21 protein-coding genes are annotated in these 22,383 nt (G+C 65.6%); 11 read left to right on the forward strand and 10 right to left on the reverse strand.

Annotated elements, in window-relative coordinates; translation table 11 throughout:
- Nucleotides 1–102: 102 nt before the first annotated feature.
- Nucleotides 103–1,428, forward strand: a complete 1,326-nt coding sequence (locus tag ACKTEK_RS01550) for a DUF3422 family protein (protein WP_409163478.1) — start codon at nucleotides 103–105, stop codon at nucleotides 1,426–1,428.
- Nucleotides 1,429–1,447: 19 nt separating this feature from the next.
- Here ACKTEK_RS01550 and ACKTEK_RS01555 read toward each other — a convergent pair whose 3' ends face one another.
- Nucleotides 1,448–1,840 (reverse strand): c-type cytochrome, encoded by a 393-nt coding sequence (locus ACKTEK_RS01555; protein WP_409163479.1) that lies wholly within the window; start codon nucleotides 1,838–1,840, stop codon nucleotides 1,448–1,450.
- Between the two features lie 109 nt (nucleotides 1,841–1,949).
- Nucleotides 1,950–2,891: a LysR family transcriptional regulator gene (locus tag ACKTEK_RS01560; protein ID WP_409163480.1), complete on the reverse strand. Its 942-nt coding sequence runs from the start codon at nucleotides 2,889–2,891 to the stop codon at nucleotides 1,950–1,952.
- A gap of 201 nt (nucleotides 2,892–3,092) precedes the next feature.
- Between ACKTEK_RS01560 and ACKTEK_RS01565 the strand changes: the two genes are divergently transcribed.
- From ACKTEK_RS01565 to glcF, 3 genes are read left to right on the forward strand one after another with little or no spacing between them, the layout of a single operon-like run.
- Nucleotides 3,093–4,529 (forward strand): FAD-linked oxidase C-terminal domain-containing protein, encoded by a 1,437-nt coding sequence (locus ACKTEK_RS01565; protein ID WP_409163481.1) that lies wholly within the window; start codon nucleotides 3,093–3,095, stop codon nucleotides 4,527–4,529.
- Nucleotides 4,526–5,737: a glycolate oxidase subunit GlcE gene (gene glcE, locus ACKTEK_RS01570; protein WP_409163482.1), complete on the forward strand. Its 1,212-nt coding sequence runs from the start codon at nucleotides 4,526–4,528 to the stop codon at nucleotides 5,735–5,737. Before ACKTEK_RS01565 ends, glcE begins: the two co-directional genes overlap by 4 nt.
- A 3-nt stretch (nucleotides 5,738–5,740) precedes the next feature.
- A complete protein-coding gene (gene glcF / locus ACKTEK_RS01575) occupies nucleotides 5,741–7,081 on the forward strand; it encodes a glycolate oxidase subunit GlcF (RefSeq protein WP_409163483.1) in 1,341 nt (446 codons plus the stop codon).
- Between the two features lie 64 nt (nucleotides 7,082–7,145).
- Here the strand turns inward: glcF and ACKTEK_RS01580 are convergent, their stop codons facing one another.
- A complete protein-coding gene (locus tag ACKTEK_RS01580) occupies nucleotides 7,146–7,478 on the reverse strand; it encodes a helix-turn-helix domain-containing protein (RefSeq protein ID WP_409163484.1) in 333 nt (110 codons plus the stop codon).
- 353 nt (nucleotides 7,479–7,831) lie between these two features.
- On the opposite strand from ACKTEK_RS01580, the gene ACKTEK_RS01585 reads away from it, so the two are divergent.
- Nucleotides 7,832–8,461, forward strand: coding sequence for a pirin family protein (locus tag ACKTEK_RS01585; protein ID WP_409163485.1), 630 nt, complete (start codon nucleotides 7,832–7,834; stop codon nucleotides 8,459–8,461).
- Nucleotides 8,462–8,472: 11 nt separating this feature from the next.
- The gene (locus ACKTEK_RS01590) at nucleotides 8,473–8,703 is read left to right on the forward strand and encodes a toxin-antitoxin system YwqK family antitoxin (protein WP_409163486.1); all 231 of its coding nucleotides are present in this window, start codon (nucleotides 8,473–8,475) and stop codon (nucleotides 8,701–8,703) included.
- A gap of 75 nt (nucleotides 8,704–8,778) precedes the next feature.
- Here the strand turns inward: ACKTEK_RS01590 and ACKTEK_RS01595 are convergent, their stop codons facing one another.
- Together ACKTEK_RS01595 and ACKTEK_RS01600 are read right to left on the reverse strand one after the other, a co-directional pair.
- The gene (locus tag ACKTEK_RS01595; RefSeq protein ID WP_409163487.1) at nucleotides 8,779–9,489 is read right to left on the reverse strand and encodes a L,D-transpeptidase; all 711 of its coding nucleotides are present in this window, start codon (nucleotides 9,487–9,489) and stop codon (nucleotides 8,779–8,781) included.
- 307 nt (nucleotides 9,490–9,796) lie between these two features.
- The gene (locus tag ACKTEK_RS01600; protein ID WP_409163488.1) at nucleotides 9,797–10,783 is read right to left on the reverse strand and encodes an MBL fold metallo-hydrolase; all 987 of its coding nucleotides are present in this window, start codon (nucleotides 10,781–10,783) and stop codon (nucleotides 9,797–9,799) included.
- Between the two features lie 190 nt (nucleotides 10,784–10,973).
- Here ACKTEK_RS01600 and ACKTEK_RS01605 point away from each other — a divergent pair, with 190 nt between their 5' ends.
- From ACKTEK_RS01605 to ACKTEK_RS01625, 5 genes are all read left to right on the forward strand, one after another.
- Nucleotides 10,974–11,687 (forward strand): protein phosphatase CheZ, encoded by a 714-nt coding sequence (locus ACKTEK_RS01605; protein ID WP_409163489.1) that lies wholly within the window; start codon nucleotides 10,974–10,976, stop codon nucleotides 11,685–11,687.
- 154 nt (nucleotides 11,688–11,841) lie between these two features.
- Nucleotides 11,842–13,455, forward strand: coding sequence for a histidine--tRNA ligase (gene hisS / locus ACKTEK_RS01610; RefSeq protein ID WP_409163490.1), 1,614 nt, complete (start codon nucleotides 11,842–11,844; stop codon nucleotides 13,453–13,455).
- Complete coding sequence (locus ACKTEK_RS01615) at nucleotides 13,452–14,579, forward strand: ATP phosphoribosyltransferase regulatory subunit (protein ID WP_409163491.1); 1,128 nt, start codon at nucleotides 13,452–13,454, stop codon at nucleotides 14,577–14,579. Before hisS ends, ACKTEK_RS01615 begins: the two co-directional genes overlap by 4 nt.
- On the forward strand, nucleotides 14,576–15,559 hold the full coding sequence (gene hisG / locus ACKTEK_RS01620; RefSeq protein ID WP_409163492.1) for an ATP phosphoribosyltransferase: 984 nt from the start codon (nucleotides 14,576–14,578) through the stop codon (nucleotides 15,557–15,559). Before ACKTEK_RS01615 ends, hisG begins: the two co-directional genes overlap by 4 nt.
- 28 nt (nucleotides 15,560–15,587) lie before the next feature.
- Nucleotides 15,588–16,712 carry a glycoside hydrolase family 3 N-terminal domain-containing protein gene (locus ACKTEK_RS01625; protein ID WP_409163493.1) on the forward strand — a complete coding sequence of 375 codons (1,125 nt, stop codon included), beginning with the start codon at nucleotides 15,588–15,590 and terminating at the stop codon, nucleotides 16,710–16,712.
- A gap of 11 nt (nucleotides 16,713–16,723) precedes the next feature.
- Here the strand turns inward: ACKTEK_RS01625 and bcsS are convergent, their stop codons facing one another.
- From bcsS to ACKTEK_RS01650, 5 genes are all read right to left on the reverse strand, one after another.
- On the reverse strand, nucleotides 16,724–17,398 hold the full coding sequence (gene bcsS, locus ACKTEK_RS01630) for a cellulose biosynthesis protein BcsS (RefSeq protein ID WP_409163494.1): 675 nt from the start codon (nucleotides 17,396–17,398) through the stop codon (nucleotides 16,724–16,726).
- 89 nt (nucleotides 17,399–17,487) lie between these two features.
- Nucleotides 17,488–18,138 (reverse strand): alpha/beta hydrolase, encoded by a 651-nt coding sequence (locus tag ACKTEK_RS01635; RefSeq protein WP_409163495.1) that lies wholly within the window; start codon nucleotides 18,136–18,138, stop codon nucleotides 17,488–17,490.
- 19 nt (nucleotides 18,139–18,157) lie between these two features.
- Nucleotides 18,158–18,985 carry an MBL fold metallo-hydrolase gene (locus tag ACKTEK_RS01640; RefSeq protein WP_409163496.1) on the reverse strand — a complete coding sequence of 276 codons (828 nt, stop codon included), beginning with the start codon at nucleotides 18,983–18,985 and terminating at the stop codon, nucleotides 18,158–18,160.
- 64 nt (nucleotides 18,986–19,049) lie between these two features.
- Complete coding sequence (locus ACKTEK_RS01645; protein WP_409163497.1) at nucleotides 19,050–21,227, reverse strand: molybdopterin cofactor-binding domain-containing protein; 2,178 nt, start codon at nucleotides 21,225–21,227, stop codon at nucleotides 19,050–19,052.
- 11 nt (nucleotides 21,228–21,238) lie between these two features.
- Nucleotides 21,239–21,697, reverse strand: a complete 459-nt coding sequence (locus ACKTEK_RS01650; RefSeq protein ID WP_409163498.1) for a (2Fe-2S)-binding protein — start codon at nucleotides 21,695–21,697, stop codon at nucleotides 21,239–21,241.
- Between the last annotated feature and the right edge of the window lie 686 nt (nucleotides 21,698–22,383).

The following is a 22,383-nucleotide window of genomic DNA, read 5'->3' on the forward strand; positions in this document are numbered from 1 at the left end:
CTGCGGCAACGCGCCTCTGGGCGATCAGCCGCAACGCGGTTGATTCGCTCCGCGGGTTGGCTGACGCTTCGCTCTTGAGCAATTTCGGGGGCTGTGCGGAACGTGGCACGCAAGACGACAAAGGCCGGCGGGCGCAAATCCGCTGGTGACGCCTTCATGGTGGAGCGGGTCTTCCCCGCGCACGAGGACCGCGCACACGTGCTGTCCGAGTTGCACGCTCGGCCCTTCCACCCGGAAGAGGCCCCGCGCCAGATATTCCACTTCGCACTGATGACGACCTCGGCGGAAGCTGACGCCCATCGCGACGCCCTGCAGAACCTGCTGTCGCTGCGCGGACTCGCCCCGCTGCCCGGCAACGCGCGCCACCACCGTATCACCATGAGCGGGGTGGTCATCCGCTGGGAGGCGCACACCGAGTTCACCACCTGGAGCTTTTCCCAGACGGACAAGGGCGTGATGGCCTTCGGCGACCCGCCGCCGCCCCAGGTCCGCGAGGTGCTGGAAGGCCTGCCGGGCAAGCTCATCGCGGCGGTGCGCGTGTCCCTGCGCGAGGCGCCGGGGCAGGACATGGAAGACGCCTTCGACTTCGGGTCGCTGTGCGTGTCGCGCGTCGGGGCGCGGGCGCGCGTTTGGACGGACATGAAGCCCGATGCCGCGGGCTTCGTGCGCTTCTTCATCGAGGCGACCGACATGCCGCCGGTCTATGCCGGCGCCCTGATCCAGCGGCTGCTGGAGATCGAGACCTATCGCAGTCTCGCGCTGCTTGGCCTGCCGCTGGCGCACAAGGTGTCGGGCAAGGTCAGCCGCATCGAGGAAGACCTCGCCAAGGTCACCGTCGAGATGCAGACGGCGTCGGGGCTGGAAGCCAACCGTGCGCTGCTCGACACGCTGGCGGCACTCGCCACCGACGTGGAGGCACTCTCTGCGGAAACCTCCTACCGCTTCAGCGCGGTCAACGCCTATTCGCGGATCGTGGAGGCGCGGCTGCGCGCGCTGGAAGAATCCGCCGAACCGGACGGCCCGACCATCGGCGCGTTCCTTGGCCGCCGTCTGGCGCCCGCGATGCGCACCTGCGAATCCATTTCCGGCCGCATCGAGGACCTGTCGGGCAAGCTGTCGCGCGCGGCGACCTTGCTGCGCGCCCGCGTCGACGTGGAACTGGAAAGCCAGAACCGCGACCTTCTGGAAACGATGAACCGCCGTGCCCGCCAGCAGCTTCGCCTGCAGCAGACGGTCGAAGGACTTTCGGTCGCAGCCGTCAGCTACTACGTGGTCGGGCTGATCGGGTATGTCGCCAAGGGTGCGGAAAAGTCGGTGCCGTGGCTCTCGTCACCGCTTGTCACCGCGCTCGCGGTGCCGGTCGTCCTGCTGGTTGTGTGGATGATCGTGCGGCGCATCCGCGCCAGCCATTCCGAGCACGAGGGCTGAAAGCGCGCCGCCTCGCCGCCTACTCGAAGGTTGCCAGGTAGGCGATGATGTCTTCGCGCTCCTGCTCGTCGTGCAGGCCGGCGAACGCCATGCGGCCGCCGGTGAGGAATGCGCGCGGATTGGCCAGATAGGCGTGCAGGTTTTCCCGCGTCCATGTCAGCCCGTTGCGGCGCGCCTCGTTCAGCGCGCGCGAGTACTCGAACCCGGACCGGGATGCGGCAGCAGAGCCGACAACCCCGTTCAACTGCGGGCCGACGCGATTGGCCGCGCCATCTCCGATCTCGTGGCACAGCGAGCACTTGGCAAAGACTTCCTGCCCGCGCTGGGCATCGCCGTCCGCATGTGCGGAAGCCGCACCCGCAAGCACGAATGCGCCTGCCATGAAAATGTTTCGGAGAGTCGATTTGGTCATGCCGCTTTCCTCGCAAATGGGCCGCAACTTCGAGGATCGGAGCGAAGACTAATCGGCTTTGGCGGCGGGAGAAACCCCCCGCCTGCCATGTCGTTCGTGTTGCGTGCCCTCAGGCCGAGATGGCCTGCTTCTCGTTCAGGCCGTCCAGGTTCAACCCGCGGTCCCAGTACGGCTCCGGGCCGTAGAGCTCGGCGAGGAAGTCGATGAACGCGCGCACCTTCACCGGCAGGAAGCGGCGGCTCGGGTACACGGCGTAGACGCCGACGCGGTGCGAGGCGCGATACTGCGGCAGGATCACCTGCAGCGACCCGTCCTCAAGCTGCGGCCCGACGTCCCATGTCGAACGTAGCGCGATGCCGAGACCGGCAATCAGCCATTCGCGGACAACTTCACTGGAGTTGGTCTGCATGTTGCCTGTCACCCGCTGCATGAACGGGCCGTCCGGACCCTCCAGACGCCAGTTGTCCTGGTGCGTGGCAAACAGGCAGTTGTGGCCCGTCAGATCGTCGATGGTCGTCGGCGTGCCGTGCTTCTTGAGGTATTCCGGCGCGGCGCAAATGACGCGGTGGTTGTCCGCCAGGCGGCGGGCGATCAGGCTTGAATTCTCAAGCTCCGCGATGCGGATCGCCATGTCGAAGCCTTCACCGACGATGTCGACGAAATCGTCCGACAGCATCAGGCTCAGGTTCAGGTCCGGGTTCTGCTGCATGAACCGGTTGATATAGGGCGCAATGTGGATACGCCCGAACGATGTCGGGGCGGAGACCTTGAGCGTGCCGCGCGGGCGCTGGTTGCGCCGCGAGACGTAGGATTCCGCTTCATCAATGGAGGCGAGGATCGCCACCACGCGCTCGTAGTAGCCCTGGCCTTCCTCGGTCAGCGCGATCTGGCGCGTGGTGCGCTGGAGCAGCCGCGTGCCGAGACGTTCCTCGAGGCGGCGGATGCGCTTCGACACGACCGCCGGTGAAAGTGCCATCTCGCGTCCCGCCGCAGACATGGAGCCAGCGGTCACGACACGCGAGAAAATTTCCATGTCGGTGAGATTGGTCATTTCGTCCCCATAACGCATGTTTCTTTTGTTGTATGTGGTATACCATAGCATTATGAACCTGTGGGAAACAATCCCAAGCGATTATCGAAACTGGTGGGTACTGGCTGGTACACCGTTTTGACAATTCTCACTTGGATGCGTGCGGCATGTGCCACACAATGGCAGGTAGGAAACGCCTGTGATTTGTGAGGGAGGCAGTCCATGTCGTTCATCGCCATGCCCGATCCGGATCCGGCCATCGTCGCACGTCGCGACGAGGTTGCTGCGCGGCTGCGCGCGATCGTGGGTGACGAGGGTCTGATCGTCTCCGAGGACGAGCGCCGCGCCTACGAGACCGACGCGCTCACCGCCTACCGCGCCATGCCATTGGCCGTCGTGCTTCCGGCCACGACGGAAGAAGTCAGCGACGTCCTGAAATACCTCAACGCAGAGGGCATTCCGGTCATCGCGCGCGGCGCGGGCACCTCGCTTGCCGGCGGAGCGCTGCCGAGCGAGGACGCCGTTGTTCTCGGCGTGTCGCGCATGGCATCCGTCCTCGACATGAACTTCGCCGACCGCGTCGCGACCGTGCAGGCGGGCATCACCAACATCGCAATCTCGCAGGCGGTCGCGCACGAGCAGTTCTTCTATGCGCCGGACCCCTCGAGCCAGCTTGCCTGCACCATTGGCGGCAACATCGCGATGAATTCCGGCGGTGCGCACTGCCTGAAATATGGCGTCACGACCAACAACCTGCTGGGCGTGAAGATGGTGCTGATGGACGGCACGGTCGTCGATATCGGCGGCCAGCATCTCGATGCCGCGGGCTACGACCTGCTCGGCCTCATCTGCGGTTCGGAAGGCCAGTTCGGCGTTGTCACCGAGGCGACCGTGCACATTCTGCGCCAAGCCGAGGGCGCGCGACCGGTCCTGTTCGGGTTCAACAGTCCCGAGGCGGCCGGTGCCTGTGTCGCCGACATCATCGGCACCGGCATCATCCCCGTCGCCATCGAATACATGGACAAGCCCGCCATCAAGGTCTGCGAATCCTTCGCCAATGCCGGCTACCCGCTGGACGTGGAAGCCCTGCTCATCGTCGAGGTCGAGGGCTCGGAGGAAGAGATCAAGGCAATGATCGCGCGCATCGTCGAGGTGGCCGCGCGGCATGGCTGCGACAACCCGCGCGTCGCCAAGAGCGAGGCCGAGAGCCTCGCCATCTGGAAGGGCCGCAAGTCCGCCTTCGGCGCGATGGGCCGCATCGCCGACTACCTGTGCATGGACGGCACCATCCCGACCGGCCGCCTGCCGGAGGTGCTGGTGAAGATCGGACAGATCTGCGAGAGCCACGGATTGAAGGTCGCCAACATCTTCCACGCCGGCGACGGCAACCTGCACCCGCTCGTTCTCTACGACATCAACAAGCCGGGCGAGCTGGAAAAGGCCGAGAAGGCGGGCGCGGAGATCATGCGCCTGTGCGTCGAGGTCGGTGGTTGCCTGACCGGCGAGCATGGCGTCGGCGTCGAAAAGCGCGACCTGATGCTCGACCAGTTCAACCAGACCGACCTGCACCAGCAGCAGCGGCTGAAATCGGTCTTCGATCCGGGCTGGCTGCTGAACCCCGCCAAGGTCTTCCCGCTCGAAGGGCGGCTTTCCTCGTGACGGCTGCGACCGTGACAGGCGAGGGGCTTCTTGCACCGGAAACCGAGGACGAGGTCGTCGCGGCGGTGCAGGCTGCGCGCCGGAAATCCGAGCCGCTCGAAATCCTCGGCGGCGGGACCAAGCGCTCTGTCGGTCGCCCGATGCAGACGGCGGCGAGCCTCACGACGAGAAACCTCACCGGCGTCACGCTTTACGAGCCAAGCGAACTTGTGATCCGCGCCGGGGCCGGCACGCCGCTTGCCGAAATCGAGGCGACGCTGGCCGAGAACCGCCAGCGTCTTGCATTCGAGCCGCCGGACTGGCGCGTCCTTTTGAAGAGCGACGGTACGCCCACCATCGGCGCGCTGGCTGCGGCCAACCTCTCCGGCCCGCGACGCATCTTTGCAGGCTCCGCCCGCGACGCGCTGATCGGCGTGCGCATGGTCACCGGGCGCGGCGAGGCCATCAAATCGGGTGGCCGGGTGATGAAGAACGTCACCGGCTACGACCTGGTGAAATTCTCGACCGGCTCCTGGGGGACGCTCGGCGTTCTCACTGAAGTGACGTTCAAGGTGCTGCCGCAGCCCGAAACCGAGACGACGCTCGCCTTCGAAGGGCTTGATGCGCACGCTGCCGTCACCTGCATGTCGGCAGCACTCGGCAGCCCGTTCGAGGTCAGCGGCGCGGCGCACTTGCCGGCGTCATCCGGTTCGCCCGCCCGCACGCTGCTGCGAATCGAGGGCTTCGGCGAACAGATGACCTATCGTTTCGGCCAGTTGAAATTGCTGCTTGCAGCCCATGGCACACCGGACCGGCTCGACGCGACGGCCTCGACCGCCGCTTGGCAGGCGGTGCGCGATGTCGAACTGTTTGCCGGCGAAGAAACGGCACTGTGGCGCGTTTCCGTGGCGCCCTCGCGCGGGCCGGATATCGTCGATGCGGCGGAAGGCGCTGGTGGCCGCGCGATGCTCGACTGGGGCGGTGGCCTCGTCTGGGCGGCGATGCCGTCAGACGGTGACGCGGGCGCATCCGCGCTTCGCGGCGCGCTCGCAGGCAGCGGCCACGCCACGCTGATCCGTGCGCCCGAGACCGTTCGCGCCGCAATCGACGTGTTCCAGCCGCAGCCAGCACCGGTTGCCGCTCTCAGCGAGGCCATGCGCCACGCCTTCGACCCCGACCGTATCCTCAACCCGGGCCGCATGTATGCCGGCGCGGCGGAGCACGCCTGACGCATGAAGACGAATTTCACCGAGACCCAGCTCGAAAACCCGGACGTCGCGGAATCCGAAAAGATCCTGCGCACCTGCGTCCATTGCGGCTTCTGCACCGCGACCTGTCCGACCTACCTGCTGCTGGGCGATGAACTGGATTCCCCGCGTGGGCGCATCTACCTCATCAAGGACATGCTGGAGAACGGTAAGCCGGCCAATGCCGACGTGGTCAAGCATATCGACCGTTGCCTCTCGTGCCTGTCCTGCATGACGACATGCCCCTCCGGCGTGCACTACATGCACCTCGTCGACCATGCCCGCCACCATGTCGAGGAAACTTATCAACGGCCCTGGCACGACCGCGCAATGCGCAACCTGCTGGCGGCGGTGCTGCCCTATCCGGGCCGGTTCCGCATGTCGCTGCTCGGGGCGTTCTACGGCAAGCCGCTTGTGCCGCTGCTGCGTGCAATCCCCGGCATGGAGCGCTTCGCGGCCATGCTTTCGCTGGCCCCGGCAAGGCTGCCCGCTCGCTCCTCACATGAAGGCGCGGCGCGGTTCGAGGCCGAGGGCACGCGGAAAAGCCGCGTCGCCATCCTGCAGGGGTGTGCGCAGCCGGTCCTGAACCCGGCGATCAATGCCGCCACCGTGCGTCTGCTCACGCGTCTGGGTGTGGAAGTCGTTCAGGCGGCGGGCGAGGGGTGCTGCGGTGCGCTCGTCCACCACATGGGCAAGACGGATGACGCGCTCGATTTCGCCCGCGCCAATGTCGATGCGTGGACAGCGGAAATCGAGAACGGCGGGCTGGATTCGATCATCATCACCGCGTCCGGCTGCGGCACCACCATCAAGGACTACGGCTTCATGCTGCGCCACGACGCGGCATACGCGGAAAAGGCCGCGCGCGTGTCGGCGCTGGCGAAGGACGTGACCGAGTATCTCGAAACGCTGGAATTGCCCGCGCCATCCAACCCGCTGAACGCCGTGGTCGCCTACCATTCCGCCTGCTCGATGCAGCACGGACAGCAGATCCGCGAAGCGCCCAAGACGCTGCTGCGCAAGACCGGGTTGACGGTGAAGGATGTGCCGGAAGGCCACATCTGCTGCGGTTCGGCGGGGACCTACAACATTCTCCAGCCGAAGATTGCCGAACGGCTCCGCGACCGGAAGGTCGCCAATATCGAGCGGCTGCAGCCTGATCTCATCGCAACCGGCAATATCGGCTGCATGGCGCAGATCGGGTCGGGCACCGGCATCCCGATCGTTCACACCGTGGAACTGATCGACCATGCCCATGGCGGGCCAATGCCGGAAGCGCTCGCTGCGGCTGGCATCCGTCTCGAAATCCCGGCCGCCGCGCAGTAGGGGAACGGGCCGGCATCACCGGCCCGGAAATCACTGGTACTTCAAGACGATGAGGCCTGAAGCCTCAGACGCCGAGGCGCTCGATGGCGCGGTCGAGGCGCTCCACCAGCGAGTTGGCATCGTCGCGCAGGCGCGAAAGTTCCTGCTTCAACAGCCGTGCATTCGTGTCGTCGGTGACCTCGGTCGGCGCCGTGCCCTGACCGGTCAGCAGCCATGTCGGGCTGACGGCGAGAACGCCGGCCAGCATCAGCAGGCGGTTCGGGCGCGGTTCCGCGCGGTCGTTTTCCCAGTGGCTCAACGTCGTGGTGCGCAAGCCCAGCCGGCGAGCCAGTTGCGCGACTGTCAGCCCCTGCGCGTTGCGAGCGCGCGTGATGCGTCCGCCAATCGTGTCTTCCATGAAGATTGCCTCACCTTCCAAAGATCCGTTCCTTCCAGTTATTGACGCAAGAAGGCTCGTTCCGATGCTCGCTGCGCGACGCAATTGCGCCAGTTCGCGGCGAGGGACGAGCCAAGGCATCGCATGACCCGTTGCCCGGGATGCTGCCCTTCGCGATGTATTTGTGCTGTCGGCAGCAACAATAGCGCATCGAGATGACAATGTCTCGTCGGCGGCGTTCGCAATTCCTGAACATTTTTCCTCAGCGCTGCGAGAACCATTGCTGATTCAGCAACAACGCGTTCTCGGGCGAACTGTTCATTGCGTCCCGCCGGATCCATATATGGCCGGGCAGCAACAACGGGAGACACACCATGAGCTGGCAACCCTGCCCCGACCCGCTGCCGGGCGACAAGAAAGCAAGTGATCTCATCGAAACGGTCATCGTGCCGCGAGCACGTGACCTCGGCGGCTTTTCCGTTCGCCGTGCGCTGCCATCCGGCAAGAAGCAGATGGTCGGCCCGTTTATCTTCTTCGACCAGATGGGCCCGGCTGAATTCGTGCTGGGCGAGGGCATCGACGTGCGCCCGCACCCCCATATCGGCCTGGCGACGCTGACCTACCTGTTCGACGGCTCCATCGTGCACCGCGACAGCCTCGGCACGGAGCTGACCATCGAGCCGGGCGCGGTGAACCTGATGACGGCGGGCAAGGGCATCGTTCATTCCGAGCGCACCGGCACCGAGCCGCGCAAGACCGGCGACAGCTTCGGCCCGGCGCAGCTTCTGGTGTTCAATCCCGGCGACGACATCACCGTGCGTGCGAAGTCCGACGCGCGCTTCGTCATCGTCGGTGGCGAGCCGATGGACGGCCCGCGCTACATCTGGTGGAATTTCGTCTCAAGCTCGAAGGAGCGGATCGAGCAGGCCAAGGAAGACTGGCGGCAGGCCCGCTTCGACACGGTGCCCGGCGAAAGCGAGTTCATCCCGCTGCCAACGCGCTGAGGAAAGACCCGATGTCCGACCCCGAACCCTTTGAGAAGACCCACAGGGACGGCAGCTTGTGGGCGCGCGGCCAGGTCATCGGCGACGTGCCGACCGGCTACTGGGAATGGTTCCGCAAGGACGGCACGAAGCTGCGGTCCGGCCATTTTGAAGATGGCGAGCAGGTCGGCGAATGGACCACCTACGACCGCAACGGCGCGGTCTACAAGGTGACGCGGATGCGGGCGCGCAAGGACCGCTGATCGTCCGCGCGCAGACACGAAAAAAGGCCGCGGCGGCGCCGCGGCCTTTCGAGTTGGTTTCGGTTCTGTCGGCGTCTAGTAGACCTTGATCTTCGCGCCGACTTTGACTTGGCTGTAGAGGTGGACGATGTCCTCGTTGCGCAGGCGGATGCAACCGGACGAAATCTCCTGCCCGATGGTCCACGGCTCGTTGGTGCCGTGCACGCGGTAGAGCGTGGACCCGATGTAGAGCGCGCGTGCGCCCAGCGGGTTGGCGGGACCGCCTTCCATGTGCGTGGGCAGCCACGGCTGGCGCTTGCGCATCTCCGGCGGCGGCGTCCAGCCCGGCCACTCGGCCTTGCGGGTGATGCGGTGCGTTCCGGTCCACTGGAAGCCGGGGCGGCCAACGCCGATGCCGTAGCGGATCGCCTTGCCGCCACCCTGCACGAGGTAGAGGTACTTCGCGGACTTGTCGATCACGATGGTGCCGGGCTTCTCGCCCGTATTGTAGGACACCACCCGGCGTTCAAACCGCGGGTTGAAGCTGCGACTGTAGGTGCCGGGTGCAGCCTGTCGCTGCTGGCGCTGCATGGGCGCTGCGGAACGGCCATAACCGCGAGACAGCGGCGCAGCCTGGCGGCGCGGCTGATACATGCGCGGCGCGCCGCGGGTTGCGGCCCGGGACCCATCGGACCCGAACAGCGAATTCATCAGCATCGGAAACGGCCCGTCATTGGCGCTGGCTTGCTTCGGCAAGCCGCCAAGAGCCGCCCCGAGCAGGGCGAGAACGAAAACACGCTTGAACACGATACGCATTACTCCAATTCGTGACTTCAAGTGCCGGAGACGAACGCCCCCGTCATTGATTGCGCAACCGATAGACACGGAACTGATCCCCCGATCACGTTGACCCAAAGCTTAAGTGCGCCCGCGCTTTTAATGGTAAATGCGCGAGTTACTTTATCGTTTCACGTTGTTTCAGGGTTGACGGTAGGTAAAGGCGGCGTTTGCACGCTTTTTACCTTAACAATTGGTGTGCAGCTGATCGTGGCGCACCGGGCAGCCCGTGGGGGCCGCCCGGTGGGATGTCTCAAGGCTATGCGAAAGCTGCTGCTTAAAGCTGCGGCTGCCAGGCGGCCAGCGCCAGCTGGTAGCCGTCGCCGTCCTTCACAATGTGCCCGGTGGCCGGGAACGGGAAGTGGTAGCCCGCGACGAGCATGTCGTCTTCGGCTGCCATGTCCAACATGCGCTTGCGCGTCTCTGCCGCCTTGTCCGGGTCCATGTCGAAGCGCACGTGCCAGTCCGGGTGGCGCACGAACAGCGCCGGGTGGTTGGTCGTGTCCGACAGCACCAGCATCTGCTTGTCGCCCGACGCGATGCGGAACGCGAGGTGGCCGGGCGTGTGGCCGAACGCACCGACCGCCGTGATGCCGGGGACCGCTTCGTCGCCGTCGTTGATCTGGCGAGTGGCGTCCTTGTAGGCGCCGATATTCGTGCGCGCCTTCTCGAAGCTCGGCTTCATGCCTTCCGGCGCGCTCGACATGTTGCCGTCATCGAGCCAGAAGGCGGCCTCGCCCTCGGGGATCACCAGTTCGGCATTCGGGAACGCCTTGGCGTTCATGTCGTCGATCAGCCCGCCGATGTGGTCGCCGTGGAAATGCGAAATCACCACCGTGTCGATGGAAGCCGGATCGATGCCGGCAGCCTCGAGGTTGGAGAACAGCTTGCCGCGCGTTTCGCCAGCGCCCGGTCCGTTGCCGGTGTCGATGAGCGTCGTCTTGTCGCCTGCCTTCACCACCATCGCGGTGAACGGGATGCTCATGGTCGCCGGGTCCATCAGTGCGCGCGCAAGCGCTGCCTGCACGTCCTCGATGGGCGCGTTCTTCACGAAGCCGTCCGGCAGCGGGAAGTTGGCAACGCCGTCGTTCAGCGCGATGCACTCGATGTCGCCGATCTGGTATTTGAAGACGCCGGCGGGTTTGCCGCCTGCCATGGCGTGGTTGTCGGCGCGTGCCTCACCCATGGAAAGTCCGAGCGGCAGGCTGGAAGCGGCGACAGTCAGAGCAGCCGCAGACATGATTTCGCGTCTATTCATAGTCATCGGGTTGTCCTCCCTCGATCGCCTGCGGATGGCTCGCGACTTTGATCGCTTTTCGGCCCCCGCCTCCGGACCCCGTGCCCGGCACCATGACGATGCGAAATGAGGTAAGGCGCAGCGCGATGTCGTCAACGCGGCGTTAAGGCCCGGATGCAATATTTCGGCATTGATTTCGGGATTTTGGGAGGCGGTCTTGGCTGCGGCTATCAAACGGTTTCGCATTGAGCAGGGTGAAGTAGCGGCGGTTCCCGTCGACCGCCTGGCCCAGAACCGCCACGACGAACTCGTCTCCCTGATCGAAAGCGTGCGCAAGGCCGTCACCGGCACGGTGGAACAGGTCAACGACGTCATTTCCACCGACATGCGCGACCAGATGGCGGAAGCGCGCAAGCTCAAGGTCGAACTGGACGAGATCCAGAAGGCAATCATGAGCACCAAGAAGGAACTGGCCACGCTGCATACCGGCTCCTTCCAGGGCGACGGCATGAACCGTGTGACCGACGAACTCGACGCCATCGTGTCGGGGACGGAAAACGCGACCGAAACCATCCTCGCGTCTGCTGAAATTATCGACAACCATGCCGGCGACCTGCGCGCCATGCTGAAGCGCGGCGCCAACGTCGAACTGGTCAGCGATATCCAGGACCAGATCGTCCAGATCTTCGAGGCCTGCAACTTCCAGGACCTCACCGGCCAGCGCATCACCAAGGTCGTGAAGACGCTGCACTTCATCGAGGACCGGGTGAACCGGATGATGGGCATTTGGGGCGGGCTGGACGCCTTCGCCGATGTCGCGCCAGACGCCCAGCCGGTGAAGGACGAGCAGGAATCGCTGCTGAATGGCCCCGCGCTGCCCGACGACGAGAGCCGCGTCAGCCAGGACGATATCGACGCCCTGTTCGACTAGGCCTGCGCGCGCACGGCGCACACAAGTTCCCCGCGCACTTGCCCGCACGGCCCATCTCGTCTAACCACTGCCCGGCATGTCGGCCACCTGCAAACGCGGGCGGCGCGGCAATCGTTTTTCACCGGTCACAGCAGCAAGAAGCGACGAGCCAGCCATGAGCGGCGCCAAGAAACAACGACGCGTTGCCGCGCGCCTGCCACGCGGATTTGTCGATCGCACCGCGAACGATCTTCTCGTTTCGCGCGCGATGCTGGACAAGGTGCGCGAGGTCTTCGAGCGATACGGTTTCGACCCCGTCGAGACGCCGATGTTCGAATATACCGAGGCACTCGGCAAGTTCCTTCCAGACACCGACCGGCCCAATGAGGGCGTGTTCTCGCTGCAGGACGACGACGAGCAGTGGATGAGCCTGCGCTACGACCTGACCGCGCCGCTGGCGCGCTACGTGGCGCAGAATTACGAAACCCTCCCCAAGCCCTACCGCAGCTACCGGCAGGGCTATGTCTTCCGCAATGAAAAGCCGGGACCGGGCCGCTTCCGCCAGTTCATGCAGTTCGATGCCGACACGGTCGGCGCGGCCTCCGTCGCGGCCGATGCCGAAATTTGCATGATGATGGCCGACGTGATGGAAGCGCTGGGCCTCTCCGGCCAGTATGTCGTGCGCGTCAACAACCGCAAGGTGCTCGACGGTTTACTTTTGGCCATAGGCCTCGATGGCGCGGAAAGCTCTGGAAAGAGGCTGACGGTCTTGCGGGCGATGGACAAGCTGGACCGAATTGGCATCGAGGGCGTGCACCAGTTGCTGGGCGAAGGCCGCAAGGACGAGAGCGGCGACTTCACAAAGGGTGCCCAACTCACTGAATTTCAGATTGATGCGGTACTCGATTGCTTGGGGCGCGCCGTCCTTGCAGACGTTATTTCTGACGAGGAAGCAGCTAAGCGTCCAACGGAAACGATGCGTTTCGAGGATGAAGGCACGATAGAGACGCGTGCTGTTACATCTGAGTCCGCAATTCACACACTTCGTTTGGTCGCTTCGCGGGCAGGAGAGAAGAACGACCTCCTCAGCGCAGGTATCAATGAGCTTGAGGAAATTTCCGCGCTCGTCCGAGCGTCTGGGTATTCGGATGACCAAATCCTGATCGATCCCTCTGTCGTGCGCGGCCTTGAATATTACACCGGCCCGGTCTTCGAGACCGAATTGACCTTCGAGACGGTCAACGAGAAGGGCGAGAAGGCCCGCTACGGCTCCGTCGCAGGCGGTGGCCGCTATGACGGTCTCGTCGCGCGCTTCATGGGCCAGCCGGTTCCGGCCACCGGCTTCTCGCTTGGTGTCAGCCGCCTGCAGGCCGCACTTGCAGCGCTCGGCAAGCTGGACGAGGCGCAGGCCGCTGGCCCCGTCGTCGTCACCGTCATGGACAAGGACCAGATCGCCAATTACCAGGCGATGGTCGCCGAGCTGCGCGGCGCCGGCATCCGCGCCGAACTGTTCCTCGGCAACCCGAAGCAATTCGGCAAGCAGCTCGATTATGCCGACCGTCGCGGCTCCCCTTGCGTCGTCATCCAGGGCAGCGCGGAACGTGAAAACGGCGTCGTCCTCATCAAGGACCTCGTGAAGGGTGCCGAAATCGCGAAAGACGTGACCGACCACGATGCCTACAAGGAAGCCTCGCTCGCCGCCCAGATCGAGGTGCGCCGCGAGGACCTCGTCGTCGAGGTGCGCAAGGTCCTGTCGGCGCACGGCGTCGGCGAAGTGGGAGGGGCATGAGCATGTCGCTGGAACGCTCCAACGCGCTGACCGGCATGATGCGCACGCTGGAAGAGGGTGGCTTCGACCGTGTCGATCCGCCGATCCTGCAGCCGGCGGAAGTCTTCCTCGACTTGTCGGGCGAGGAACTGCGCCGCCGCCTGTTCCAGGTGCAGGACCCGGCAGGCCGCGAACTGTGTCTGCGCCCGGACATGACGATCCCCGTCAGCCGCCATCACCTCGGCACCGGCGACCCGCTGCGCGCTGCCGACTACTGCTATCTCGGCCCGGTCTTCCGTCACCGTCCCGGCTCCGATGAGCCCGACGAGTTCATGCAGGCCGGCATCGAAAGCTTCGGCACCGAGGACTATGCCGCAGCCGACGCGCGCATCGTTGCGCTTGGCGTCACCGCGGCACGCGGCCTTGGCGCGCAGAACCTGACCTTGAAGATCGGTGACCCGACGCTGCTGCTCGGCTTCGTCGCGGCGCTCGACGTGCCTGCCGCATGGCAGCGGCGTCTGCGCTCCGCCTTCGGCACCGAGGGCGGTGTGAAGGGCATGTTGAAGAACGCCGGCGAGGAAGCGGCCGGGAGTGCTGCCTATGCCAGCGCGCTGGCCCGCCTCGATCCGCAGGCGGCCCGCTCGCTCGTCTCCGAGATGGTGGACATCGCCGGCATCGCGTCCGTCGGCGGACGCAGCGCCGATGAGATCGCCGAGCGGCTGATCGAACGCGCGAGCCTGTCGGGCGGCAATGCGCTGGACGACGGCACCCGCGAACTCATCACCCGCTTCATGGATATCGACGCCCTGCCGGAAGACGCGATGGCGGAGATTTCCACGCTCGCCGAGGAAGCCGATATCGACGCGGCCCCCGCGTTGGAAGCCTTTGCGGCGCGGCTCGATGCCATGAGCCAGGTCGGCATTGATGCGGCCAATATCCGCTTCTCCGCAAGCTTCGGGCGCCGGCTCGACTACTACAGCGGCTTCGTGTTCGAGGCGTCCGCGCCGAACATCGCCGCAGGCCCGGTTGTGGCCGGTGGGCGCTACGACGCGCTACTGGAACTGCTCGGCGCGCCCCAGCCGGTGCCCGGCGTTGGCTGCGCGATCTGGATCGACCGCGCCTTCGCGGCAGGAGGTTCCCGGTGAGCGATACCCTCATTCTCGCGGTCCCCTCCAAGGGCCGCCTGCAGGAAAACGCCGACGCGTTCTTCCGCCGCTCCGGCCTCGTCTTCACCCGCGCGCGCGGTGTGCGGGACTATCGCGGCCGCATCGCCGGCGTGGACTATGCGGAAGTGCTGTTTCTTTCGGCTTCCGAGATTGCCGGGGAGCTGGCGCGTGGCAACGTGCATCTCGGCGTCACCGGCGAAGACCTGATCCGCGAGAACATCACTGACGCCGACGACAAGATCGCCTTCGTCACGCCGCTCGGCTTCGGCCACGCGCGCGTCGTCGTGGCGGTGCCGCAGGTCTGGATCGACGTCGACAACATGGCGGACCTCGCCGACGTGGCGCAGAGCTTCCGCGCCCGCCATGGCCGCAGGCTTCGGGTCGCCACGAAATACGTGAACCTGACGCGCGCGCATTTTGCCGCGAATGGCGTGACCGACTACCGCATCGTGGAAAGCCTCGGCGCGACCGAGGGCGCACCGGCATCGGGTGCCGCCGACCTCATCGTCGACATCACCACCACCGGCGCGACGCTGGCCGCCAACGCGCTGAAGGTCCTGAGCGACGGCGTCATGCTGGCGAGCGAGGCCAATCTCGTCGCTTCGCTAACCGCCAGCTGGTCCGACAGCACAAAGGCCGCGCTGACCGAGATCCTCGACCGCGTCGCGGCGGAAGAACACGCCCGCACCACGCGTGAAGTGCGCGCCGTCTTCGCCTTCTCGCGCAGTGCCCAAAGCGCGCAGACGCAGGTGAGCGACGAACTCGGCATCGATGCCATGTTGCCGCCCAATGACGGTGTTGTGGTCTACGAATGCGCTGCCGACGATGTCTGGCGGCTCGTGCGCCTGCTCAAGGCGCAGGGCGCGCGCCACGTTTCCGTGCGCGGGCGCGACTATGTCTTCACCGCCGAGAACCCGCTGATCGCAAGGATCGGCACGCGGATCGGCCTGTCGGGCTGACGTCCGGCCCAACGCAAGCGAGAACGCCATGTCTTCGACCATCCGCCCGTCCCGCCGGAGCTTTGCCCTCGGCCTCACGGCCTCGGTGGCAACGCTGGCGACAGGTACCCTCGGTGCGCCCCATGTCGCGCGCGCCGCAGCCGGTCTCGCCCCGCTCATCGGCTCGATGCTGATGCTGGGTTTCCTCGGGGCCGACCGCTCCGCCGCGTGGGCGCAGCGTCTTGCGCGCCAGGTCGGCGCGGGCGAAGCCGGCGGCGTCGTGTTCCTCGGGCACAATTTCAAGTCGAAGTCCGGCGTCGAGGGCCTTGCCAAGATGTTCGCGGAAGCAAATTCCGGCACCAAGGCGCTGATATCGCTCGATCAGGAAGGCGGCGCGGTGCAGCGCCTCGGCAGCAAGCTCGGCTACCGCTCGATCCCGCGCGCCCGCGAGGTGGCGGCCTCCATGTCGCCGAAGCAGGCGCAGGCGCTCTATGCATCCATGGCGTCCGAAGTGCGCGCGGCGGGGTTCAACTTCAACCTCGCGCCCGTCGTTGATCTCGAGGTGGACCCGGCCAACCCGGTCGTCGGCAAGTGGGGTCGCGCCTGGGGCCGCGATGCGCAGACGGTCACCACCTATGCCCGGGCATTCCTGAAGGGCCATCACGGCAAGGGCGTCGCCTGCGCGCTGAAGCACTTCCCCGGCCACGGCTCTTCGCGCGGCGACAGCCATGACGGCTTCGTCGACATTTCCCAGACGTGGTCGCAGGCCGAGTTGCAGCCCTTCGCGGATCTCGCCGGCGAGGCGGACGCCATCATGACGGCGCACCTCTACCACAGCGGTTTCGTGGGCGAGGCCGACGAGCCGGTGACCCTGTCCCAGCGCGCCATCGAGGGCGTGCTGCGCGGCAATCTCGGCTATCGCGGCATCGTCATCACCGACGATCTCGACATGGGCGCGATCCGCAAGCGCTACGCGCTGGACGAGGCGGTGGTTCGCGCCATCGCGGCAGGCAACGACATCATCATGCTGTCGAATTCCGCCAAGCCGGACGAGAACCTGCCCGCTCGCATGATTGCGACGGTGAAGGCTGCGGTGGATGACGGGCGCATTTCGCGCGGCCGCATCGAGCAGGCGCACCAGCGCATCGTCGCGATGCAGGGAACGCTGGGTTAAGTTAAGTAGCCCTAGCGCCGGGTGGAAAACTGCGCGCGCAGCGAAAAGCCTGAATCGTCTTCATCGCCGGAAAGGCCTGCCACAAGTGCGGCGTCATAGCCGCGGTAGTGCGCGGTGACGCCGGCGCCTGCCGCCCAGTACGCTCCGTCGATATCGTCCCCGCCGCGAACCTCGCCGATCAGCCCCCAGCGTTCGTTCAGCGCATGGGTGACGCCGATCCGGCCCGATACGTTCTCGTAAACATCGGTATAGCCGGCGGACGCCGACAGGATTGTGTCCGGTGCAACCCGCCACCAGCCTTCCGCCAGAACCGAAGCGCCGAGTTCGGTGCCGTGCTTGCTCTGGGTGGGGGCGGCATCGTGATGCTCGCCCGATATCCCGGCATACAGCGTGAGGCCATGATTGCCCCACCAGTGCGCCCAACCGATCAGCGCGTGGCCGGCCTGCTTTGCTACCCATGTCCCGTCATCAAGCTTGTAGTCGCCCGCACCGCCATAGGCGCGCAGCCGCAGACCCGGCGTGTCCAGCCCGCCGAAGGGCGCGACGATGACGCCGGAATACAGAAAGCGGCTGGTGACGGAAAGTTCTGCGCCCGAGAAGATTTCGAAGCGCGGGTCCTGCGCAGCCGATGGCTGCGCGAGCGCGCACGGCGCAAGCGTGGCAGTGGCAAACACCGCCTTGAGCATTCGGCTCCGCGCGACAATCAAGCGTCCAGTTCCCCCAGGCAATGGAACTGACCCTAGGGCAGCAAAACCTTTGGCGCAAAGGAAAAAGTTTAGTCGTCGTCGGGATCGTCGCGAACGCTCTCGATCCAGTTGCGGATCGCGGTAAGTTCCGGTTCGCGCACCTCGTGGCCGGCTTCCAGCAGTTGCGCGGACACCTTGCCGCCGCGCTGGCGCAGCCGCTGTACGATCTCCTGCACGTGGTCTGTGGGCACGATGGGGTCGCGCCGCCCATATGTGATGAGCACGGGCTTGTTGCCGAGCGCGCGTTCGCCCTCCGGCTCGTAGGGCAGCAGCGGGTGCATCAGCACGGCGGCGTTGATCCGGTCCGGTTCGGCATAGAGCAGGTTGCCGATCAGGTTCGCACCGTTGGAATAGCCGATCGCGATCGCGTTTTCCCGCGCGCGACCGTGCTTCTCCAGCAGCGTGTCGATGGCATCGGCCACGCGGTAGGTGCGCAGCTTCAGGTCATCCATGTCGTAGATGCCTTCGCCGGTGCGACGGAAGAAACGCAGGTTGCCGTTCTCGTCCACGTCGCCCTTCAGCGCGATCAGTTCCGCACCCGGCGCAACCAGCCGGCCAAGCCCGATGAAGGACGTGTGGTCTCCCCCCGTTCCGTGCAGCAGGATCAGCGTCAGCGGGTTGCCCGGCTCGGCGGCCTCGTGGGCATAGGTGTAGCCACCGGCCTTGTGTTCTTCGCTCATGGGGAAATGTCCTGGAATGCTAGTAGCCCGGCAGCACGATGACGGCCGGCGTATCGGGAAGGTCGCGCAGCGACACGGTGATGGTGGGCGTGTCGCTGTATTCGACGCGAAAGCCGTCCTTCATGCCCTCGACGAACCGTTCGAGCGTGTAGGACCCAAAGAAGTGCATGGGCAGCACGATGCTTGCACGCAAGTCCTGCAGCACGCCGATCATCTCGCCCTGCGCCATGGTGTAGCTGCCGTCCACCGGCACCATCACCACGTCGAGCCGCCCGATCTTGGCGCGCTGGGAGGCGGACAGTTCGTGGTGGAGGTGGCCAAGATGGCCGATGCACAGGCCCGCAACCTCGAAAATGAAGATCGAATTGCCGTCGGCCATGGCACCGACCTCGAACCCGCCGCGAATATCCGTCGTCACGTTGCGGATATAGACGTCCTCGAGCTTCATGCGATGGCGCGCGGGCTCGCCGCCTTCGCCCCAGCCGCGCAGGACATGCGGGATGGCCGGGTCCGGGCTCAGCGTGTAGTGGGTGTGATGCGCCCGGTTCATGGTCACCACGTCCGGGGTGCGGCCCTCGCCGGTACGCCCGTCGAAATCGGTGGCGATCACCACGCCCCCCGCTGTCTCGATGCGGAAGGTCGAATGGCCGACAAAGGTGATGGTGACGTCACCCGGCTCCATCGCGACCGGGGTGAGGGATGCGTATTGCACGCCGCCTAGCCCCCGCGCGATTGCCAGGCATTGGCTGATCGGTTCTTCGCTATCGGGCAACTGCCCTTGCGCGCGTGCGGTGGCCGCCGTGCAGAACACGGCAAGCCCGAAAATCAGGCTGCTCAGGTATCGCATCGGGTGGACCTCCCGCACCCAGTCTAAGCTGCACGCGCGCTCAGCGCCAAATCATTCAAGCACGTCAGACGATCCCGTGATCGGCGAAGGGCAGGGTGGTGATGCGCTCACCGCCCGATGCCGCAAACGCATTGGCGACAGCCGGCGCGATGGGCGGCAGGCCCGGCTCACCGACGCCCGTCGGGTCGGCGGTGGACGGCAGGATGTGCACCTCGACCTGCGGCATGTCGCTCATGCGAAGCGGCAGGTAGGTGTCGAAGTTCCCGTCCTGCATCTCACCGCCGCTCACCGTGATCTTCTCGCGCATCGCAGCGCCAAGGCCCATGCCGATGCCGCCCTGCATCTGGGCGGCGATGATGTCCGGGTTGACTGCCAGCCCGCAATCGACGGCGCAGACGACCTTTTCGACCTTGAGCGTGCCGTCAGTGACTGAGATTTCCGCAACCTGCGCCACGTAGGTGTCGAAGCTCTTGTGGACGGCGACGCCGCGGAAGCGCCCTTCGGCGGGCGCGCTGTCCCACCCGGCCTTCTCGGCGGCGAGTTCCAGCACGCCGCGTTCGCGCGCGCCGGCCTTGAGCAGCGACAGGCGGAACGCGACCGGGTCCTTGCCCGCGGCCATCGCCAGTTCGTCGATCATCGTCTCCATCACGTAGGCCGTGTGGGTGTGGCCAACCGAGCGCCACCACAGGACCGGCACGCCGGATTCGACCTCGAACAGCTCGAACCGCGCGCGCGGCACGCCGTAATAATTGGGGTGGGCGCCTTCCATCATGGTGAAGTCCGGGCCGCCCTGCATCATGCCTTCAAAGCTGGTGCCACGCAGGATGGACTGGCTGGCGATCTTGTGGTCCCAGCCGACGATGTTGCCATCGCCGTCAAGCCCGGCACGCACCCGGTGGATGACCATCGGGCGGTAGTAGCCGCCGCGCATGTCATCCTCGCGGGTATAGACGAGCTTCACCGGCACGCCCTTGCCGTGTGCCTTGGCGATCTCGGCGGCCTCGACGTTCTGCTGCGAGGTCGGCAGCGCGCGCCGCCCGAAAGACCCGCCCGCGAAGAGGGTTTCGACACGCACCTTGTCGGGTGTCAGCCCGAGCGTCGCGGCAACCGCGCCCTGATCGACGGTCTGGATCTGCGAACCGGTCCACAGCGTCGCCCCGTCTTCGCCGACCTGCACGATGGCGTTCATCGGCTCCATCGCCGCGTGGGCGAGGAACGGGAACACGTATTCCCGCTCAATGATGGTCGCGGCACCGGTGAGGGCATCGGCCACGCCTTCATCGTCCCGCAGGACGGTGCCTTCACCGTCCATAGCCGCGCGGTAGGCGGCGGCAAGTTCCTCGCTGCCGCGCGTCTCGGCCTCGGTTTCGTCCCACGCGATCTCGAGTGCCTCGCGGCCCTGGATGGCGGCCCACATGCTGCTGGCGATCACGGCGACGCCGTGCGGCACGTGCACGACGGCATCGACACCCTTCACCTCTAGCGCGGCGGCGTCATCGACGGCTTTCACCGTCGCGCCGAATTTCGGCGGATGCGCGATGACGGCGGTCATCATCCCGTCGAGGTGCAGGTCCTGCGTGTAGATTGCGGTGCCGTTGGACTTTGCCGGTGTGTCGAGCCGCTTGAACTCCTTGCCGATGTATCGGAAGTCCTTCGGGTCCTTGAGGACGGAATAGTCCGGCACCGGCTGCTTGGTCGCCGGTTCGGCCATCTCGCCGAAGGTCGCCTGCATACCGCCGGGATGGGAGATGATGCCGTTCTCGATACGCACTTCGGCGACCGGCACGCCCCACTGCTTGCCGGCAGCCGCCAGCATCATGTCGCGGGCATAGGCACCGGCGCGGCGGTACTGCTCGAAGGAGTTGGCAATGGCGCTGGACCCGCCCGTCCCCTGGATGTTGCCCCACGCGAGGTTGGCATAGAGCGAGGCATCGGCGGGCGCGAATTGCGGTCGGATCTGGTCGTGGGCGGCATTGAGCTCTTCCGCCACCAGCGTCGCGAGGCCGGTATAGACGCCCTGTCCCTTGTCGAGATGTTTGATGAACACCGTGACCGTGGAATCGGGATTGATCGCCACGAACGGGTTGAACCACGTGGCTCCGTTTTCGGTGGCAGCGGCAGCCGGCGCGGGCAAGTGCGCGCCGATGACGAGGCCCGCCCCGGTTCCGAGCGTCAGCTTCAGGAAGCTGCGGCGCGAGCTTTGCGTGGCGCGGCGAAAATTCTGCATGATGTGCTTGTTCATGTGTCGCCCCCTCAGGCTTCCATCAGGTCGGCTGCGCGGTGTATTGCGGCACGGATGCGGGCATAGGTGGCGCAGCGGCACAGGTTGCCGTCCATCGCGCTATCGATGTCTTCGTCGCTGGGCTTCGGCGTCTCGGTGAGGAGTGCTGCCGCCGACATCAGCTGCCCGGACTGGCAGTAGCCGCACTGCGGAACGTCCATCTCGATCCAGGCCGCCTGCAACGCGGACATGGCGGCGCTGTCGGAGCCTTCGATGGTGGTGATCTCCGCGCCTTCCACGTCGCCGACGAAGGTCTGGCAGGAGCGCGTCGGCGTGCCATCCACATGCACTGTGCAGGCGCCACACTGGGCAAGCCCGCACCCGAACTTCGTGCCGGTCAGCTTCAACTCGTCGCGGATCACCCACAGGAGTGGCGTTTCCGGTTCGGCATCCACGGATGCTTCTTCACCGTTGATTTTAAGCGTAATCATCCAGCTGTCCCCGCTGCGATATGTCTGAAGATGGGCGCGCGAAGCTGTCCGGCGCGCCACGGGAGCAGAAATAGGTGCGCCGCTCGGGAAGGGAACAGGCGTGGCAGCGTGTGGGGGAGCAGAAAAGAGAAAACCGGCTGACTCGGGGGAAAGTCAGCCGGTTCTGGCGCGGTTTAGCTGGAGGCGGGGCCGCGCGGGTCGGCGAAACTGAGGGGGCATGTTCGCCGCGGGGTGCACCGAAGAAACGCCGCATCTGCCGATTTGGTTCAGGCCGGGTGCAAGATTTTTTTAACAACCTCCAAACGGCCCGGATTTCTGCGGTTTGTTACGAGCCGTCCGCGCAAAAAGAAAGGGCAGCCGAAGCCGCCCTTTCGAACTCTCGCGAAGGGGTTGGACTCAGAAGTCCATGCCACCTGCCGGACCGGCCAAAGGCCGGACCGCCACGTCCAAAGAGATGGGTGGCTGTATGGACTTCCCGTCCACGCAAAAAGAAAGGGCGGCCGAAGCCGCCCTTTCGAACTCTTGCGAAGGAGGTGGACTTAGAAGTCCATGCCACCTGCCGGACCGGCCAAAGGCCGGACCGCCACGTCCAAAGAGATGGGTGGCTGTATGGACTTCCCGTCCACGCAAAAAGAAAGGGCGGCCGAAGCCGCCCTTTCGAACTCTTGCGAAGGAGGTGGACTTAG

Source organism: Tepidamorphus sp. 3E244 (genome assembly GCF_046159835.1).
Classification (GTDB): domain Bacteria; phylum Pseudomonadota; class Alphaproteobacteria; order Rhizobiales; family Tepidamorphaceae; genus JACKJK01.

What these genes read in the sequence shown, in the direction of transcription:
- ACKTEK_RS01555 (WP_409163479.1), bottom strand. Translation starts at nt 1,840, where the DNA reads ATGACCAAATCGACTCTCCGAAACATTTTCATGGCAGGCGCATTCGTG.
- ACKTEK_RS01560 (WP_409163480.1), bottom strand. Translation starts at nt 2,891, where the DNA reads ATGACCAATCTCACCGACATGGAAATTTTCTCGCGTGTCGTGACCGCT.
- ACKTEK_RS01565 (WP_409163481.1), top strand. Translation starts at nt 3,093, where the DNA reads ATGTCGTTCATCGCCATGCCCGATCCGGATCCGGCCATCGTCGCACGT.
- glcF (WP_409163483.1), top strand. Translation starts at nt 5,741, where the DNA reads ATGAAGACGAATTTCACCGAGACCCAGCTCGAAAACCCGGACGTCGCG.
- ACKTEK_RS01580 (WP_409163484.1), bottom strand. Translation starts at nt 7,478, where the DNA reads ATGGAAGACACGATTGGCGGACGCATCACGCGCGCTCGCAACGCGCAG.
- ACKTEK_RS01585 (WP_409163485.1), top strand. Translation starts at nt 7,832, where the DNA reads ATGAGCTGGCAACCCTGCCCCGACCCGCTGCCGGGCGACAAGAAAGCA.
- ACKTEK_RS01590 (WP_409163486.1), top strand. Translation starts at nt 8,473, where the DNA reads ATGTCCGACCCCGAACCCTTTGAGAAGACCCACAGGGACGGCAGCTTG.
- ACKTEK_RS01600 (WP_409163488.1), bottom strand. Translation starts at nt 10,783, where the DNA reads ATGACTATGAATAGACGCGAAATCATGTCTGCGGCTGCTCTGACTGTC.
- hisS (WP_409163490.1), top strand. Translation starts at nt 11,842, where the DNA reads ATGAGCGGCGCCAAGAAACAACGACGCGTTGCCGCGCGCCTGCCACGC.
- ACKTEK_RS01615 (WP_409163491.1), top strand. Translation starts at nt 13,452, where the DNA reads ATGAGCATGTCGCTGGAACGCTCCAACGCGCTGACCGGCATGATGCGC.
- ACKTEK_RS01625 (WP_409163493.1), top strand. Translation starts at nt 15,588, where the DNA reads ATGTCTTCGACCATCCGCCCGTCCCGCCGGAGCTTTGCCCTCGGCCTC.
- bcsS (WP_409163494.1), bottom strand. Translation starts at nt 17,398, where the DNA reads ATGCTCAAGGCGGTGTTTGCCACTGCCACGCTTGCGCCGTGCGCGCTC.
- ACKTEK_RS01635 (WP_409163495.1), bottom strand. Translation starts at nt 18,138, where the DNA reads ATGAGCGAAGAACACAAGGCCGGTGGCTACACCTATGCCCACGAGGCC.
- ACKTEK_RS01640 (WP_409163496.1), bottom strand. Translation starts at nt 18,985, where the DNA reads ATGCGATACCTGAGCAGCCTGATTTTCGGGCTTGCCGTGTTCTGCACG.
- ACKTEK_RS01645 (WP_409163497.1), bottom strand. Translation starts at nt 21,227, where the DNA reads ATGAACAAGCACATCATGCAGAATTTTCGCCGCGCCACGCAAAGCTCG.
- ACKTEK_RS01650 (WP_409163498.1), bottom strand. Translation starts at nt 21,697, where the DNA reads ATGATTACGCTTAAAATCAACGGTGAAGAAGCATCCGTGGATGCCGAA.